Source organism: Streptomyces sp. NPDC031049 (genome assembly GCF_055571015.1).
Genome location: NZ_JBVIGC010000022.1, coordinates 69,687 through 85,736, shown reverse-complemented (window position 1 = coordinate 85,736; position 16,050 = coordinate 69,687). Strand labels below are relative to the sequence as shown.

The 16,050-nt window shown below is 74.8% G+C and carries 12 protein-coding genes and 1 pseudogene; 5 read left to right on the top strand and 8 right to left on the bottom strand.

What is annotated here, in order from left to right:
* Window positions 1-107: 107 nt before the first annotated feature.
* From ACZ45Q_RS29710 to ACZ45Q_RS29700, 3 genes are read left to right on the top strand one after another with little or no spacing between them, the layout of a single operon-like run.
* On the top strand, window positions 108-1,859 hold the full coding sequence (locus tag ACZ45Q_RS29710; protein ID WP_468266929.1) for a uracil-xanthine permease family protein: 1,752 nt from the start codon (window positions 108-110) through the stop codon (window positions 1,857-1,859).
* Window positions 1,856-3,307 carry an amidohydrolase family protein gene (locus ACZ45Q_RS29705; RefSeq protein WP_468266927.1) on the top strand — a complete coding sequence of 484 codons (1,452 nt, stop codon included), beginning with the start codon at window positions 1,856-1,858 and terminating at the stop codon, window positions 3,305-3,307. Before ACZ45Q_RS29710 ends, ACZ45Q_RS29705 begins: the two co-directional genes overlap by 4 nt.
* On the top strand, window positions 3,304-4,014 hold the full coding sequence (locus tag ACZ45Q_RS29700; RefSeq protein WP_468266925.1) for a sulfite exporter TauE/SafE family protein: 711 nt from the start codon (window positions 3,304-3,306) through the stop codon (window positions 4,012-4,014). The genes ACZ45Q_RS29705 and ACZ45Q_RS29700 overlap by 4 nt, the downstream gene beginning before the upstream one ends.
* 45 nt (window positions 4,015-4,059) lie before the next feature.
* Here the strand turns inward: ACZ45Q_RS29700 and ACZ45Q_RS29695 are convergent, their stop codons facing one another.
* The 5 genes from ACZ45Q_RS29695 to ACZ45Q_RS29675 all read right to left on the bottom strand — a co-directional run bounded on the left by ACZ45Q_RS29695 (window position 4,060) and on the right by ACZ45Q_RS29675 (window position 8,698).
* Complete coding sequence (locus tag ACZ45Q_RS29695) at window positions 4,060-5,100, bottom strand: LacI family DNA-binding transcriptional regulator (protein ID WP_468266923.1); 1,041 nt, start codon at window positions 5,098-5,100, stop codon at window positions 4,060-4,062.
* Between the two features lie 127 nt (window positions 5,101-5,227).
* A complete protein-coding gene (locus tag ACZ45Q_RS29690; RefSeq protein WP_468266921.1) occupies window positions 5,228-6,208 on the bottom strand; it encodes an ACP S-malonyltransferase in 981 nt (326 codons plus the stop codon).
* Window positions 6,205-7,491: a beta-ketoacyl-[acyl-carrier-protein] synthase family protein gene (locus ACZ45Q_RS29685; RefSeq protein WP_468266919.1), complete on the bottom strand. Its 1,287-nt coding sequence runs from the start codon at window positions 7,489-7,491 to the stop codon at window positions 6,205-6,207. Before ACZ45Q_RS29685 ends, ACZ45Q_RS29690 begins: the two co-directional genes overlap by 4 nt.
* Complete coding sequence (locus ACZ45Q_RS29680; protein ID WP_468266917.1) at window positions 7,488-7,763, bottom strand: acyl carrier protein; 276 nt, start codon at window positions 7,761-7,763, stop codon at window positions 7,488-7,490. The genes ACZ45Q_RS29685 and ACZ45Q_RS29680 overlap by 4 nt, the downstream gene beginning before the upstream one ends.
* Window positions 7,764-8,035: 272 nt before the next feature.
* On the bottom strand, window positions 8,036-8,698 hold the full coding sequence (locus ACZ45Q_RS29675) for a lipoprotein (protein ID WP_468266915.1): 663 nt from the start codon (window positions 8,696-8,698) through the stop codon (window positions 8,036-8,038).
* 205 nt (window positions 8,699-8,903) lie between these two features.
* On the opposite strand from ACZ45Q_RS29675, the gene ACZ45Q_RS29670 reads away from it, so the two are divergent.
* Window positions 8,904-9,995: a protein kinase family protein gene (locus ACZ45Q_RS29670; protein WP_468267013.1), complete on the top strand. Its 1,092-nt coding sequence runs from the start codon at window positions 8,904-8,906 to the stop codon at window positions 9,993-9,995.
* A 22-nt stretch (window positions 9,996-10,017) separates the two neighbouring features.
* Entirely contained in the window at window positions 10,018-10,629 is a 612-nt protein-coding gene (locus ACZ45Q_RS29665) for a DUF998 domain-containing protein (RefSeq protein ID WP_468266913.1), read from the top strand.
* A gap of 44 nt (window positions 10,630-10,673) precedes the next feature.
* On the opposite strand, the pseudogene ACZ45Q_RS29660 reads toward ACZ45Q_RS29665, so the two are convergent.
* From ACZ45Q_RS29660 to glpK, 3 genes and pseudogenes are all read right to left on the bottom strand, one after another.
* Window positions 10,674-12,548: pseudogene (locus ACZ45Q_RS29660) on the bottom strand (PP2C family protein-serine/threonine phosphatase).
* 355 nt (window positions 12,549-12,903) lie between these two features.
* Entirely contained in the window at window positions 12,904-14,457 is a 1,554-nt protein-coding gene (locus ACZ45Q_RS29655; RefSeq protein WP_468266911.1) for an MFS transporter, read from the bottom strand.
* A gap of 73 nt (window positions 14,458-14,530) precedes the next feature.
* The gene (gene glpK, locus ACZ45Q_RS29650; RefSeq protein WP_468266909.1) at window positions 14,531-16,048 is read right to left on the bottom strand and encodes a glycerol kinase GlpK; all 1,518 of its coding nucleotides are present in this window, start codon (window positions 16,046-16,048) and stop codon (window positions 14,531-14,533) included.
* Between the last annotated feature and the right edge of the window lie 2 nt (window positions 16,049-16,050).

Genomic DNA, 16,050 nt, shown 5'->3' with positions numbered 1-16,050 from the left:
ACATACTGACGGCCAAATCGATTTGGCCAAATCGATTTGGCTCTCCGTCCAGGGCCGGATCGCGGCTGAAATCCGAGCGTTCCCGTACGCCCGAACGGAGCCCGAACGTGTCCAGTCCCCGCCAGAGCCGGCCGGCGTCCGGCCGACCGCCGGTCCCGGGCCGCACAGCGGCCACCCACCCGGCCGCCGAGCCCACCAGCCCTTCCGCATCCGCTCCCGAGCCGCCCGCCACGGCCTCCGAGCCGTCCGCCACGGCCTCCGAACCGCCGGCGCCCGCTTCCGTCCCCGAGCCCGCGACCGTCCCCGAGTCGTCCCCGACCGCTGACCTCCCCGAGCCCGCGACCGTCGCCGAGTCGTCCGCGACCGCTTCCGTCCCCCAGGCCGCCCCCGGATCGCAGGCCGAGGGCGACGGCGGGGCCGCGGGCGCGGGCCGGGGTGCGGTCGGCGGGGCCGACGAGGGGGCCGCGGGCGCGGGCCGGGGCGCCGCCGGCCGGGCCGGCGAGGGGGCCGGGAGCGGCGCCCGCCCCGGCACCCACCCCGTGGACGAGTCCCGGCCGCTCGGCCGCATCCTGCTCTTCGGCATCCAGCACGTCCTCGTCATGGCCGCCACCCCCATCTCGGCGATCTTCCTGATGAGCGCCACCCTCGGTCTCGAGGCCGGGCTGACGGTCGACCTGCTCTCCGCGGCCTTCGTGCTGTCCGGCGTCGGATCGCTGATCCAGTCGCTGGGACCTTGGAAGTTCGGGCCCCGGCTGCCGTTCGTGATGCTGCCGGGCGGTGCGCCGCTCATCCTGTTCCTCGCCATCGCCGAGCAGCACGGGCTGCCCACCGCCACCGGCGCGGTGATCCTCACGGCGGCCTTCTACTTCGTCGTCCTGCCGGTCTTCTCCCGGCTGCTCAGGTTCTTCCCCGCCCTCGTCATCGGCACGATGATCGTCATCGTCGGCGTCAACCTGGTGAAGGTCGGCGCGGTCCTGGTCACCGGCCGCCCCGGCACGCCCGGCTTCGCCGACCCGGTCGACCTCGGCCTCGGCATGGCGACGATCGGGTTCACCGTCGTCTTCTACCTGCTCTTCACCGGCATCATGCGCCAGCTCGCCGTCATGCTGGGACTGCTCGCCGGCACCGCGCTCGCCGCCGTGGCCGGCGCGGTCGACACCGGGAGCGCCGTCGGCTCAGGACTGATCAGCGTGCCGCAGCCGATGCCCTTCGGCTCGCCCGAGTTCAACCTCGTCGCCGCACTGCCGCTGATGCTCTACAGCCTGGCCTCCATGGCCGAGGCCACCGGCCAGACCGTCATCAACGCCGAGGCCGTCGGCAAGGACATCGACCGGCGCACCGACGTGCCGAAGACCGTCCGCGGCGACGCGTTCACCTCCCTCCTCGGCGGCTGCTTCGGCCTGCCGCTCATGGTCACCAGCGGGGAGAACATCGGCATCGTCCGGGTCACCGGGGTCCGCAGCCGGTTCGTCACCGCCGCGGCCGGCGTGGTGCTCGTCGCCATCGGGTTCCTCGCCCCCGTCACCCAGGCGATCAGCGTGATCCCGTCCGCGGTCGTCGGCGGCACCGCCATGGTCGTGTTCGCCGTCATCACCGTGCTCGGCGTCCAGATGCTCGGCCGCTCGGACCTCGACAAGCACACCAGCACGTTCATCTGCGCCGTCGCGCTGGCGCTCGGCCTGCTGCCGATCCTCGTCCCCGGCGTGTACGGCGGCTTCCCGCCGAACGTCCGCATCCTCCTGGAGAGCGGCGTCGCCGTCGGCGCGTTCGTCGCCGCCGTCCTCAACATCCTCTTCCACCACGTCCGGCCCGGCGTCGCCGCCCGCCTGACCACCGCCCGCACAGGAAGCGACCGATGAACCAGCCCGACCGAGACCTCCTCGCCGCCCCCGGCCCCCTCCTCCTCGAACCGGAGGCGGTCCTCCTCCCCGAAGGCCCCGTCGCCGGCTGGGCCGTCGTGATCGGCGACGGCCGGTTCGAGGCCCTCGGCCCGGCGGAGGAACTGCGGCGCACCCACCGGCAGTTGCGGCCGGTACCGCTGCCGGGCCGGCTGCTGATGCCCGGCTTCGTCGACGCCCACCACCACCTCACCCAGAGCTTCGGCGCCGCGCTCGCCTTCGGGGAGCCCTCGGAGATCTTCCGCCGGGTATGGGTGCCGCTGGAGGGCGCACTCGAGGAGGAAGCGGCCTACACCGCGGCCAAGCTGGCCGCTCTCGAAGCGCTGCGGGGCGGGTTCACCACCGTCGCCGACGCCGGGACCCGCGCCGACGTGGACATCGACGTCGTGGCGTCCGCCGCCCGCGACGCGGGGATACGGTGCGTCCTCGGCCTGGTCTGCAACGACGCGCACGACGCGAGCAACGCGAAGGGCGCGAGCAGCGCTGGCGGTTCGGACACCGCCGCCCCGGCCGTCCTGGAGAGCGCCGAGAAGCACCTGGCCCGGTACGCGGGCGACCCGCTCGTGCACCCCTCCCTGGCCGTCTCCATCCCCGAGGCGGCCACCGAGCGCACCCTGCGCGCCACCGCCCGACTGGCCGCCGAGGCCGGTGCCGTCGTACAGATCCACGTCAACGAGCACCTCGCGGGCGTGGAACGCTCCCTGGTACGGCACGGGCTGAGGCCCCTGGAGCACCTGCACCGCGTCGGCGCGCTCGGCCCTCAGCTGCTCGCCGCGCACGCCACGCTCCTGACGCCGCGCGAGGTGACCCTGCTCGCCGACACCGGCACCGCCGTCAGCTACAACCCGGTCGCCAGCGCCTGGAAGGGCAACGCGGTCGCGCCCGCCACCGCGATGGCCGAGCGCGGCATCCGCTTCGGGCTCGGCACCGACGGCACCCGCGGCGACGGCTTCCGGCTCGCGGACGCCGCCGAGTTCGCCCAGCGGCTGGCGTACGGGCTGAGCACCGGCGACTCCTCCTGCGGGGCCGGCTGGACCTGGCTGGAGCACGCCACCCGGGGCGGCGCGGACGCCGTCGGCCTCGGCGGCCGCACCGGTACCGTCGCCGCGGGCATGGCCGCCGACTTCCTCCTGGTCGACATCGACACTCCGGAACTCGCGCTCTCCTGGGACCTGCCCTGGGAGCTCGTACGGCGGGGCAACCGGGACCAGATCCAGGCGGTCTTCGTGGCCGGACGCCTGCGCCTGTGGCAGGGCCGGCCGGTCGGCTGGGACGGTCCCGCGCTGGTGCGGCGCGCCGCCGAGCTGGCCCGCGCCGCCGTCGGCCGGGCGGACATCACCCGGGCACACCCCACCTCCATGGCGGCACGGGCGCTGCATCGGGCACGGGAACGGAGCACGGCGCAGTGACGGTGCAGACGCTGGCGGTGCTCGCCGTCACGGTGGCGGTGGCGGCGTTCGTCCAGGGCAGCAGCGGACTCGGCTTCGCGCTGATCGTCGCGCCCGTGGCCGGGCTGGTCGACCCCCGGCTGGTCCCGGTGTTCGTGCTGGCGGCGATGATCCCGCTCAACCTGTACGTCGCCTGGCGGGAGCGCGCCTCGCTGGACCTGCGCGGCGCGGGCTGGATCACCGGGGCGCGGCTCGCCGCCACCCCGGCGGGGCTGGCGCTGCTCTGGCTGATCCCGGAACGCAGCCTCGGTGTGTTCGTGGGCGTCGCCACCGTGCTCGCGGCGGTGGTGAGCCTGGCCGCGCCCGCGTTCACGCCCGGCCGGGCCGCCTATGTCGGCGCGGGCGCGGTGACCGGACTGACGGAGACGGCGACCGGTGTGGGCGGTCCGCCGCTCGCGCTGGTCTACCAGCACCGGCCGCCCGCCGAACTGCGCTCCACCGTCGCCGCCTGCTTTCTCGTCGGCGAAGTCGCCTCGCTGGCCCTTCTGTTCGCCACAGGGAAGGCCGAGGCCGCGGAACTGGGGCAGGCCGCCGTTCTGCTGCCGGCGATCGCCGTCGGCGCATGGCTCAGCCGCCTGGTGCACCACCGGCTGGACGCCCGCCGGATGCGTCTGTTCGTGCTGGTCTTCGCGCTGGTGTCCGGGCTGGTGCTGATGCTGGGGGTCTGACGAGGCTACGGGCGATCGCGTCCCGCGGCGGCGAAGCCCGGGCCGTCACCTTCGTACGGTCCGGCGCGACGACGCGCGGACGATCACCTCCGGCTCGGGGGTCACCGCCACCGACGGCGTGCCGGCGTCCCCGCGCAGCCGTCCGAGCAGCAGCTCCACCGCGTCCGACGCCGCCCGGTCCAGGTGCAGGTCGACCGCGGTCAGCGGCGGCTCGCAGGTGCGGGCCCGCAGCCCGTCGTACCGGGTGACGACCATGACGTCGTCCGGTACGGCGCGCCCGCTCTCCCGTATCGCCCGGACCGCGCCCACCGCGAAGGCGTCGACCAGCGCGCACACCGCGTCGATGCCGGGATGCTCGTCGAGCAGGGCGGCGCACCGCTCGTACCCCGCCTGCTCACCGCCCGACTCCGCCACCCCGGCCACGACCGGCGTCCAGCCGTGCTCCTCGGCGAGCCGCTCGTAGGCGGCGATCGCGTCGACGGAGGAGTGGCGTGAGCCGGCGCCCACGATCAGCGCCGGCCGCGTCGCCCCCTGCTCGTGCAGATGCCCGAGCAGCAGCTCCGCTACCCTCCGCCCGCGCAGGTCGACGTACGGGGCGTCCTCGTCCGGCGACACCGGCCGGCCGAGCGCCACGTACGGCAGCCCCCGCTCGCGCAGTTGGGCCGCCGCCGCGTCCTCGACGTCGGGCTCGACCACGATGGCCCCGTCGATGTCGACGGAGTACAGCGCGGCACGCGACTGCACGGGCGGCACGAGGACGAGCGCGTAGTCGTGCAGCAGCGCGCGCTCCGCGGCGGCCGCCGCGACCTCCATGTAGAACCCGAGCCGGGAGGGCCCGCCGGCCACCGCGAACGGCATCGAGGAGGCCAGGGCGATCGCCTTCGCCTCGCCCCGCCGCAGCCGCTGCGCCCGCAGGTTGGGGCGGTAGCCGAGGTCCGCCGCCACCTGCCGGATCCGCTCGCGCGTGCGGGGGTCGACCTTGCCGAGCCCGTTCAGGGCGTGCGACACGGTCGTGCGCGAGACCCCGGCGACGCGCGCGACATCCGCGATCGTCGGCGGCCTGGGACCGGAGGCGGACGTAGCCATCTGCGCGGACACTCCTCGCGGGCGGGAACGGTTGTCCCGACCATCTTCGCCGACCCGCCGCCCGGCCGTGCCGCCCGGGCCACCCTTCGTCCGCGCCCCGTGACGTCGTGACCGGGTCCGGGACCGGTCACGCCAGCCGCCGGCGTATCCGGTCGGCGTCGACCGGGGTGCGCAGCGGTGCGGTGGTGCGGCAGCCCGGCAGATTGGCCTTGGCCAGGGTGCTGAGCAGGGCGCGCGGGCCGCTGTCGATGAAGACGGCGCAACCCGCCGTGTGCAGCCTGCGCAGGGTGCTGTCCAGGGCCATCGGCCGGACGAGGTGGGCGCCGGCGACGGCGCGGAGCTGATCGGGGGTGCGTGCGGGCCCGTCACCCGCGGCCGTGCACACCATGCGCTCCGGCGGCCGGACCGGCTGCCTGCGCACCATCCGGCCGAAGGCGCGGTGGACGTCGTCCAGCAGCGGGTGGTGGTAGGCGGTGCGGGAGCACAGGAGGGTGGCGCGGTGGCCGCGGCCGAGTGCGGCCTGCCGGGCGCGTGCGAGCGCGTCGTCCGGGCCGGCGAGGACCACCTGGGCGGGGGCGTTGCGGGCGGCGACGCGCACCTCGGGCGTACGGCAGGACGCGAGCAGGGCCGCCGTCTGCTCCGCGGTCATGTCCGTGGCCAGCAGTCCCGCCGGCGGCAGCGCGGCCTCCCGCAGCAGCAGGTCGCGGCGGCGCAGCAGGGAGGCGCCCTGGTAGGCGGTGATGACGCCGGTGACGGTGAGCGCCGCCAGGTCGCCCACGCTGTGCCCGAGGACCGCGTCCACGGGTGCCCGCAGATGGTCGAGGAGGACGGCGGCGGAGGCGACGACCGCGGCGTAGGTGGCCAGGTCGAAGGCGAGCGGGTCGCCGGCCAGGAGCTCCTCGGGGCCCGGCGCACCGGGGTCGGTGAGCAGCCGGCTCACCGGCTCCGTGCCGTAACCGGACCCGGAGTCCACGGCCTCCAGGACCGCGCGCACCGCCGGGACGCCCCCCAGGTACCGCAGGGCCCCGGGCAGGTAGGCGCCCTGCCCGGGGCACATCAGCACCGTGCGCGGGGGCCGCGCCGCGGGCACGGGGGCGCCGCGGGTCATGAGGCACCGGCGAAGGCCAGGGCCACGTTGTGCCCGCCGAAGCCCAGGCTCGTGCTGACGGCGGCCAGCGGACCGGAGGGCAGCGGTTGGGGGCTGCGGCCGACGACGTTCAGCTCGACGGCCGGGTCGAGACGGTCCAGCGTGCACACCGGCGGTGCGGTCCGCTCGCGCAGGGCGAGCACCGTGAGGACGGCCTCGACGGCCCCCGCGGCACCCAGGGTGTGGCCGAGGGCGGCCTTGGGCGCGCTGACCGCGATGTTCTTGAGCGCGTCGCCGAACACCGCGCGCAGCGCCCGGGCCTCACCCAGGTCGCCGAGCGGCGTCGAGGTGGCGTGGGCGTCGACGTGCTGGACCTGGCGGGGTGTCAGACCGGCGTCGCTCAGGGCGGCGGTGACCGCGGCGGCGCAGCCGGTTCCGCCGGGGGCGGGCTGGGCCACGTGGTGGCTGTCGTTGGTGATGCCCGCACCGGTCAGGTAGCCGTGCACCCGGGCGCCCCGTGCCGCGGCGTGCTCCGGGCTCTCCAGGACGAGGACGCCCGCCCCCTCGCCCATCACGAACCCGTCCCGGTCCGCGTCGAAGGGCCGGGACGCCCGCAGGGGGTCGTCGTGGCGCCGGGACAGGGCGCCCAGCCGGGCGAACCCGGCGAGGGCGAGTGGCACCAGCGCGGCCTCGGTGCCGCCCGCGACCACGACGTCGGCGTGGCCGTCGCGGATGATGCCCAGGGCCTGGGCGAGGGCTTCGGCGCCGGCCGCGCAGGCGCTGACCGGGGTGTGCACCCGGGACTTGGCCCCCACCATCAGCCCGACCTCGGCCGCGGGATGGTTGGGCAGCATGCGGGGGATGGTGCGGGGGGTGACCCGGCCCGCTCCCTCCGTCGCCAGCCGGTGCTGCTGCTCCAGGATGCTGGACAGCCCGCCCAGGCCCACGCCGACGACCGCGGCCAGGCGGGTCCCGTCGGCGGTGCGGCCCGGCTCGTCCGCCAGACCGGCGTCCCGCACCGCCTCCTTCGCGGCGACGAGGGCGAGCTGGGCGGAGCGGTCGCAGTGCGAGGCCTTCGCGGCGGGGAGCACCGACCGCGGGTCGACGGCCGCGCGGGCCGCGAGGTGGTCCTGCGCGGAGCCGTCGGGCATCTCGAACGTCACGCGCTCGATCCCGCACCGCCCGGCCAGCAACGCCGCCCACGTGGTGGGGACGTCACCCCCCAGCGCCGTGGTCAGCCCCAGACCGGTGACCGCCGCCGCCCCCTCCGCACGGAACCGGGCGGTGCCCCGCGGAGCACTCACGAGGCCCCGCCGGCGGGAGCGGTCACGGCGGCGAGGTGGCTGACGATCTCACGCACCGTGGTGAGCCGCTCCGCGTCCTCCGGCGGCACCTGGATCTGCCAGTGCTCCTCGATGGCGGTGACCAGTTCGAGCCGTGCCAGGGAGTCGACGCCCAGGTCGTCGGTCAGGGAGCTGTCGAGGCGCACGTCCTGGGCGGACAGGTCCTCGACCGTCGCGGCGAGCAGTTCCTGAAGCTCTCCGAAGAGCTGTCGTTCGTCGGCTGCGGGCAGCATGCGGTTCCTCCTCACGGACCGGCGTCCTGCCGGGTCCACGACCGCAGGCTTTCCGGTCATCCGGAACCCCAAGCGCCACTTGAGGAGGGCGAGTGGAGCACGCGGGGCATCCGGCGGGCGCCCCCGCGAGGGGCCCGCCGCACCTTCACCCACAAGCGCCCCGCCCCGGCATGAGGGTGCCCCCCGACGGACACGTAACGGGCCCCGGCGGTACGGACGTCGCCCCCGCGACGGGCACCCGGACGGCGAGAACGCCTCCTCGTGGCCCCGGTTCAGGCCTGCGGCGCGGCCAGGGTCCGCTTGGCCAGCTCGTAGGCGGGAAGCATCGCCTCGTGCTCCTCGGCGTCGAGTCCGCCGAGGTGGACGAGGACCGTCCGGTCCCCGGTGCGGACGGCGAGCGCCCGCTCCGGCTTCGTCTCCTCGAGCAGCTCGCTCCGCCGGAGGTACTCCACCTCGGCCCCGGCCAGCTCGCCCGCCCGGAAGGCGCCGTACTTCTCCCCGCTCACCTCGCCCTCCGCCGCGACGAACTCCTCCAGCACGCGACGGGGATCGGCGACGCCCGGCTCGCCGGTCCACACACGCAGATAGCCGAGGTGCCCCGCCGGCTTGGCGTCCACCTCGCAGACCAGCGTCACCGGGCCCTGACGCAGCAGCGCGTCCGCGAGCTCGGCGGCCGCCCCGTCGCCGTCGACGGCCTCGGCCGTCCAGCCCTCGGCGATGTCGAAGGTCACCGGCAGTTCACACGCCGAGCCTGCGGCCCCGATCGTGCCGCCGACGTCGGCGCCCGGACCGTCGCCCCGGGCGGCGGCACCGGCCGACGCGGACGCACGGGCACCTCCCTCGGCCCCCTCCTCGCCGCCGCACCCCGTCAACACCCCTGCGGCGAGCACCACGACGCCCAGTCCCCGCCACACGCTTCCCACCCCGAGCCGCATCTGCGCCTCTCCTCCCAGTCGAGCCGCGCAACTGTAACCGGCGCCGCTCACCGCCCGCGGAACCGGGGGCGCGCACGTGAGAGGCTGGCGGGGCTCCCGCCAGGTGTCCGGCGCGGTGGACGACCGGGCGGCGGGCGCCCCGTGGGGCCCCACGCCCCCGCGGAGACCCATGTGAAGGAGGCCCGCCCACGTGAAGAGCGCCGACATGTCCCGCGATGCGCGGCTGGCCGCCCACGGTGCCGTCTCCACCTCCCTGGCGCTGTGCGGTGACCGCAGGCTGCGCGAACTCGTCGACGCCGGCACGCCGGTCGGTTCCGGCATCGGCGGCACGTCCGTCCTGCTGGAGGTCGACGGCACACCGGTCTTCGTCAAGCAGGTACGTCTGACCGATCGTGAACGACGCCCGGAGAACGTCCGCTCCACGGCCGACCTGTTCGGCCTTCCGGTCTTCTGCCAGTACGGCATCGGCAGCATCGGCGGGCCCGGGTTCGGCGCCTGGCGGGAGCTGGCCGCCCACACCATGACGACCAACTGGGTGATCGCGGGGGACCACGAGGGGTTCCCGCTGCTGCACCACTGGCGGGTCCTGCCCGACGACGGCCGGCCGCTGCCCGGGGAACTGGCCGATGTGGAACGCGCCGTCGCCTACTGGGGAGGCGGGTCCGGCGTGCGCGACCGGATCGAGGCGCTCAGGCGGTCGTCGGCGAGCCTCACGCTGTTCCTGGAGTACATCCCGTGGAACCTGCACGAGTGGCTGGGGCACCGGATCCGGGCCGGTGGCGAGGCGGCCGAGCGGGCCTGTGCCATGGTCGAGGACCAACTGGCGGCCGGCGTCTCGTTCATGAACGCCCGCGGGCTGCTGCACTTCGACGCCCACTTCGAGAACATCCTCACCGACGGCCGGCGGCTGTACTTCGCCGACTACGGCCTCGCCGTCTCCTCCCGCTTCGAGCTGAGCCGGGCAGAGGCCGACTTCTTCGAGGGGCACCGCACCTACGACCGGTGCTACACGTCGGCGTACCTGGTCAACTGGCTGGCCTTCGCCCTGTACGGCCACGGACCGGACGAGCGCGCGGCGTTCGTGCGCGCCTGCGCCCAGGGCGTCCGCCCGGGCGGGATCCCGCCCGCGCTCGCCTCGCTCCTGCTCCGGCACGCGCCGATCGCGGCGGTGATGGGGGAGTTCACCCGCCGGTTCCGGCAGGAGAGCCGGGCGGTCCCGTACCCGCTGGAGGCGATCCGCCGGACCGAGCAGCGGCAGGGACGGCCGACCGGCCGTGATGCGTCGCAGATGTCCTGATCTGTCCCTATATGCTCGCCCGATGCCGAGTGTTCCCAAGTGGGCCCTGGTCTCGTCGGCGTGCGCTCCCGTACTGCTGGTCGTGGGGTGGCTGGTCGCGGCCGGGCTGGAGGGTCCCGCCTACGATCCGGCCAGGCAGACGATCAGCGTCCTGGCGGCGCACGGGTCCCCGGGGTACTGGGTGATGACCGGGGCGCTCCTGGCACTGGGCGTCTGCCATCTGCTCACCGCCCTGGCGCTGCGGCCGGCCGCGACGGCCGGGCGGCTGGCGCTGGCCGGTGGCGGTCTCGCCGCGCTGGTGGTGGCGCTGGTGCCCGCGCCCAGCAGCGGTGGGTCCCTGCGCCACGGTTCCGTGGCCGCCGTCGGGTTCGCCCTGCTGGCGGTGTGGCCGGTGCTGGCCGCCGGCCGCGGCCGGACCGCACCCTGGGCCCTGCGGCCCGCGCCGTCGATCCTGGCGACGTCCGCGATGGTCGCGGGCGCCGTGTGGTTCGTCGCGGAGATGCAGTGGCAGGGCGTCGCCGGCGCGGCCGAGCGGGTCGTGACCGCCGTGCAGTCCGTGTGGCCGTTCGTGGTCGTCACCTCCTGCCTGCGCCGTTCCCGGAGCCCCGCGGAGGCGGACGAGTCGCCCGCGTGACCGTCGCCCGCGTGACCCGGCCGCGCCGGCGGTCCGCCCGGTGCCTATTCCTCCAGCCCGTCCCGGTGCCGCAGCGCCTCGCGGGTCTCCCGGGTCGGGTCCTGCACCGGGGCGTCCTCCTGCACGGAGCCCGGGGCTGCGCGCTCCGGCGCGGCGGGGCTGCGCGAGGTCTGCGGCGGCAGCGGCGGGCTCTGGTCACCCGGGGCGCCGGCGCCGGCCGCGGGCAGCCGCAGCACGAGCAGGGCGGTGTCGTCGCCCTCGGGGGAGAGGCGGTCGAGCAGCTGGTCGCAGAAGGCGTCCACGCTCTGCCCGGACAGCCGCCGGGCCAGGACGGCGGCGTGATGGCGCAGCCGGGCCAGACCGGCGTCGATGGGACGGTCCCGGCTCTCCACCAGACCGTCGGTGTAGAACAGCACGAGGGACTCCGCGGGCAGGTCCTCCCGCGCGTCCGGCCAGCTCAGCCCGAGATGCAGGGTGGCGCTCATCCCGATCAGCGGGCCGTGCCCCCCCGGTGAGGAAGCGGGTGCCGCCCTCCCGCGTCACCAGCAGCGGCGGGGGATGACCGGCGTTGACCCAGTGCAGCCGCCAGGGTCCGCCCTCGGGTCCCTCGATGCGGGCGAAGACGAGCGTGGCCATGGGCGCGTCGCTGGTGTTGGTGACCGCCTCGTCCAGCCGGCGCATGATCATGCTGGGCGGCTCGGTGTGCGTCCAGGCGAGGGCGCGCAGCATGTTGCGGACCTCGGCCATGTGGGCGGCGGCCTGGAGGTCGTGGCCGACCACGTCCCCGATGACCAGGGCCAGGACTCCGTCGCCGAGCAGGAAGGCGTCGTACCAGTCGCCGCCGACCTCCATGGCGCTCTGCGCCGGCAGGTAGCGGGCGGTCATCCGCAGGTGGTCGACCTGGGGCAGCGGAGCCAGCAACCGGCGCTGCATGGTCGCGGCGACGTTGCGCTGCTCGCCGTAGAGCCGGCCGTTGTCCAGCACCAGGGCCAGGCGCCGGCCGATGTCCGCGAGCAGCCGCACCTCGGTGTCGGGCGGCGGGGACGTGCGGTCGGCCCGCGCGACGGTCAGCAGCCCGTAGCGCCGGCGGCGGGAGCGGATCGGCGCGACCGTGGCCCAGTGGCCGCCGAGCCGGTCGAACAGGCGGCGGTGGGTGGCGGCGAACGGCGCGGCCGGGTCCCGCAGGCCGGCCGCGTTCAGCAGCAGCGGCTGATCGCCCAGGGTGCCCCGGGAGCCCGCCCGGGCGGCCCCGGCGGGCAGCTCCAGCGGGCCTTCCAGCTCCTGCGCCCGGCGCGGGTGCGCGGGACTGCGCACCGCGATCCGCTCCAGTTCCCCGGAACGGTCGTCGACCAGGTCGACGGCGGCCCAGTCCCCGAGCTCCGGCACCAGCAGCGGGAGCAGCCGGCTGGTCGCGGCGGAGGCGTCCATGCTGGACATCAGCACCGAGGAGACGTCCGCCAGCAGATTCAGCCGGCCGGTCATCGCCTCCAGGGCGGCGGTGTGCGCCGCCGCCCGCTCCGCGGCGCCCCGGTGCAGGCTGAAGTCGCTGAAGGCCACCACCAGCCCGTTCCTGCCGCCCTCCAGGGCGAGCGGCGTCGTGGACCAGATGATAGGCAGCGTGGTGCCGTCGCCCCGCAGCAGGTACTCCTCGCTGCCCTCCTCGGCGTCCCGGCCGCTCAGCAGCGGAGTCCGCATCAGGCACTCCTCGCGGCCATGGCGCTTCCGTCGGGGCGCCGGTGGAGCAGATCGTGCGCGTCCCGGCCCAGCATGTCCCGCGCGGACCGGCGCAGCAGCCGCTCCCCCCAGGGGTTGACGTATGTGATGAGCCCGGCCGCGTCCATGGTGAGGACGCCCACCCCGATGCCGTGCAGCACGGCATCCGCGAAACCGGGGCCGACGGCGTCGCCTGATCCGGTCATGGGCCTTCACTCCTCGCGGCACAGCTACTACGTAGCAGACCACATCGCCCGCCCCTCGGCACGGGACGCGGGGCGGACGGACCCGTGCCCCGGACGGGGAACGCACCCGCTTACGCGGTGGTGCCGGAGCCGCCGTGCGGCCGGCTCTCCCGCTGAAGCGTCACCGCGCGGCCACCGCCCGAACCGGCGGACCCGGCCCGACTGGAACCGGCGGACCCGGCCCGACTGGAACCGGCGGACCCGGCCCGACCGGAACCGGCCCGACCGGAACCGGCGGACCCGGTCCGACCGGAAAGCCACGGACCCCCGGCGGCGTCCGTACGGTGAACGGGCCGGGAGGGCCGCGGCGCGCGGCTCATCCCTGCCCGGGGTCCTGGCCGCCCCGCAGGCGCTCCAGGTCCGAGGGGCGTACCTGGATCGCCACCAGGGCGATCAGCGCGGCGACCACGGCGAAGACCGCCGCCGTGATGAACGCCGCCGAGACGCCGGAGGTGAGCACGGCGTCGCCCCAGGGCGGCGGCAGTTCCCCGGTGCGCTCGAAGCGCAGGCGCTCGACGGGCGTCGCCTGCTCCAGAAACCGCGGGATCTGCCGCTCCGCCTCACCGGCGCCGGCCGTGCCGAACACGGTGACCAGGATGGACAGGCCCAGCGAGCCGCCGACCTGCTGGGTGGCGTTGAGCAGTCCGGACGCCGCACCGGTCTCCGCGGTCGGCACGTTCGACAGCGCCATCAGCGTCAGCGAGACGAACTCCATGCCCATGCCCAGGCTGAAGACCAGCATCGGCCCGAGGACGCTGCCCGCGTAGGTGGAGTGGACGTCGGTCAGGGTCAGCCAGGCCAGGCCGGCCGCCGCGAGGACGCCGCCCGTCACCATGAACGGCTTGGGCCCGTACACCGGCAGGAACCGGGAGGCCAGCCCCGCGCCGACCGCGATGACCGCGCTGACCGGCAGGAAGGCGAGCCCGGCCCGCAGCGGGCCGAAGCCCAGCACGTTCTGCACGAACAGGGTCAGGAAGAAGAACATGCCGAACATCGCCGCGGCCAGGCAGAGCATGATGCCGTACGTGCCCGCCCGGTTGCGGTCGGCGAACATGTGCAGCGGGGTGATCGGCTGCCGGGATCTCCTCTCGATCAGCAGGAACACCACCAGGACGACGACGGCCACCGCGAACGACGCCAGTGTCAGGGCGTCCCGCCAGCCCTGCTGGGCGGCCCGGATGAACCCGTACACCAGCAGCACCATGCCGGCGGTGGAGGTGAGTGCGCCGGTGACGTCGAAGTGGCCCGGGTGGCGTGCGGACTCCTTGATCCAGCGGGGCGCGGCGATGGCGATGAGCAGCCCGATCGGGACGTTGACGAAGAGCACCCACCGCCAGTTCAGCCACTCCACGAGCATGCCGCCGGCGAGCAGGCCGATCGCACCGCCGCCCGCCGAGACCGCGGCGAAGACCCCGAACGCCCGGTTGCGTTCCGGTCCCTCGCGGAACGTCGTACTGATCAGCGCGAGCGACGTCGGCGACGCGATGGCGCCGCCGACGCCCTGGAGGGCACGGGCCGCGAGGAGCTGGCCGGGGTTCTGCGCCAGCCCACCCAGCAGGGACGCCAGGACGAACAGCAGCACACCGAAGACGAAGACGCGCCGTCTGCCGAGGATGTCACCGGCCCGGCCGCCGAGCAGCAGCAGCCCGCCGAAGGTGAGGGTGTAGGCGCTGACCACCCACGACAGGCTGGTGGTGGAGAAGTCCAGGGAGCGCTGGATGTGCGGCAGCGCGATGTTGACGATGGTGATGTCCAGCACCACCATCAGCTGGCAGGAGGCGATGACCAGCAGGGCCATCGCGTTCCCGCCGCCGCGGGACTCGCCGGCGCTCGTCCTGGCCGTGGCGACCGGCCGCGGAACACCGCTCATGCCGGGTCGCCCCTTCGGGGGTTCACCGTTCGACGGTACGTCCGCGGCGCGCGGGCCACCACTCGGCGGCGCGCTAGTCGACCTTGACCCAGTCGAGGGTGCGTTCCACCGCCCGCTTCCAGCCCTCGTAGCCCTCCGCGCGCCGCTCCTCGGACCACTGGGGGCTCCAGCGCCTGGACTCCTTCCAGTGCGTGCGCAGTTCATCGGTGCTCTGCCAGAACCCGGTGGCCAGTCCGGCCGCGTACGCGGCACCCAGCGCGGTGGTCTCCGCGACGACGGGACGGCTGACGGGGACGCCGAGGACGTCTGCCTGGATCTGCATGCACAGGTCGTTGGCGGTGACACCGCCGTCGACCTTCAGGACGTCGAGGTGGACGCCGGAGTCCTGCTCCATGGCCTCGACGACGTCGCGGCTCTGATAGCAGATGGACTCCAGCGTGGCGCGCGCCAGGTGCCCGTTGTCGTTGTAGCGGGCGAGGCCGACGATGGCGCCCCGCGCGTCGGAACGCCAGTAGGGGGCGAACAGGCCCGAGAAGGCCGGGACGAAGTACATCCCGCCGTTGTCCTCGACGCTGCGGGCGAGGTCCTCGCTCTCCGCGGCGGTCTTGATGATCTTCATCTGGTCGCGCAGCCACTGCACGGCGGACCCGGTCACCGCGATGGAGCCCTCCAGGGCGTAGACCACGGGTTCGTCGCCGAACCGGTAGGCCACCGTGGTCAGCAGCCCGTGCCGGGAGCGGACGAGTTCCGTGCCGGTGTTCAGCACCAGGAAGCTGCCGGTGCCGTAGGTGTTCTTCGCCTCGCCCGGCGCGAAGCAGACCTGCCCGACGGTGGCCGCCTGCTGGTCGCCGAGCACCCCGGTGATGGGCACGGCGGCCCGCAGCGGCCGGGAGGTCCGGGCCACGCCGTAGGCCTCGCGGTGCGAGGAGGCGTTGATGGCGGGCAGCATCGCGCGGGGGATGCCGAAGAAGCCCAGCAGCTCGTCGTCCCAGTCCAGCGTCTCCAGGTTCATCAGCATGGTGCGGCTGGCGTTGGTCACGTCGGTGGCGTGGATGCCGCCGTCGGGCCCGCCCGTGAGGTTCCACAGCACCCAGGCGTCCGTGTTGCCGAACAGGGCGTGCCCCTGTTCCGCCGCCTCGCGGACGCCGTCGACGTTCTCCAGGATCCACTGGACCTTGCCCGCGGAGAAGTACGTCGCCGGCGGCAGACCCGCCTTGCGGCGGATGACGTCGCCCTTGCCGGAGCGTTCGAGTTCGGCCGCGATCGCGTCCGTGCGGGTGTCCTGCCAGACGATGGCGTTGTAGTAGGGGCGGCCGTTGCGCGGGTCCCACACCACGGTGGTCTCCCGCTGGTTGGTGATGCCGATGGCCGTCAGGTCCTCGCCCGCCAGGCCGCTGTGCCGCAGGGCGTTCTGCATCACCGAGTTGGTGCGCTCCCAGATCTCCACCGGGTCGTGCTCCACCCAGCCCGAGCGCGGGAGGATCTGGGCGTGTTCCAGCTGGTGCTTCGCCACCTCGTTGCCGCCGTGGTCGAAGATCATGAAGCGGGTGCTGGTGGTGCCTTGGTCCACCGCACCGACGAAGTCCGCCATGG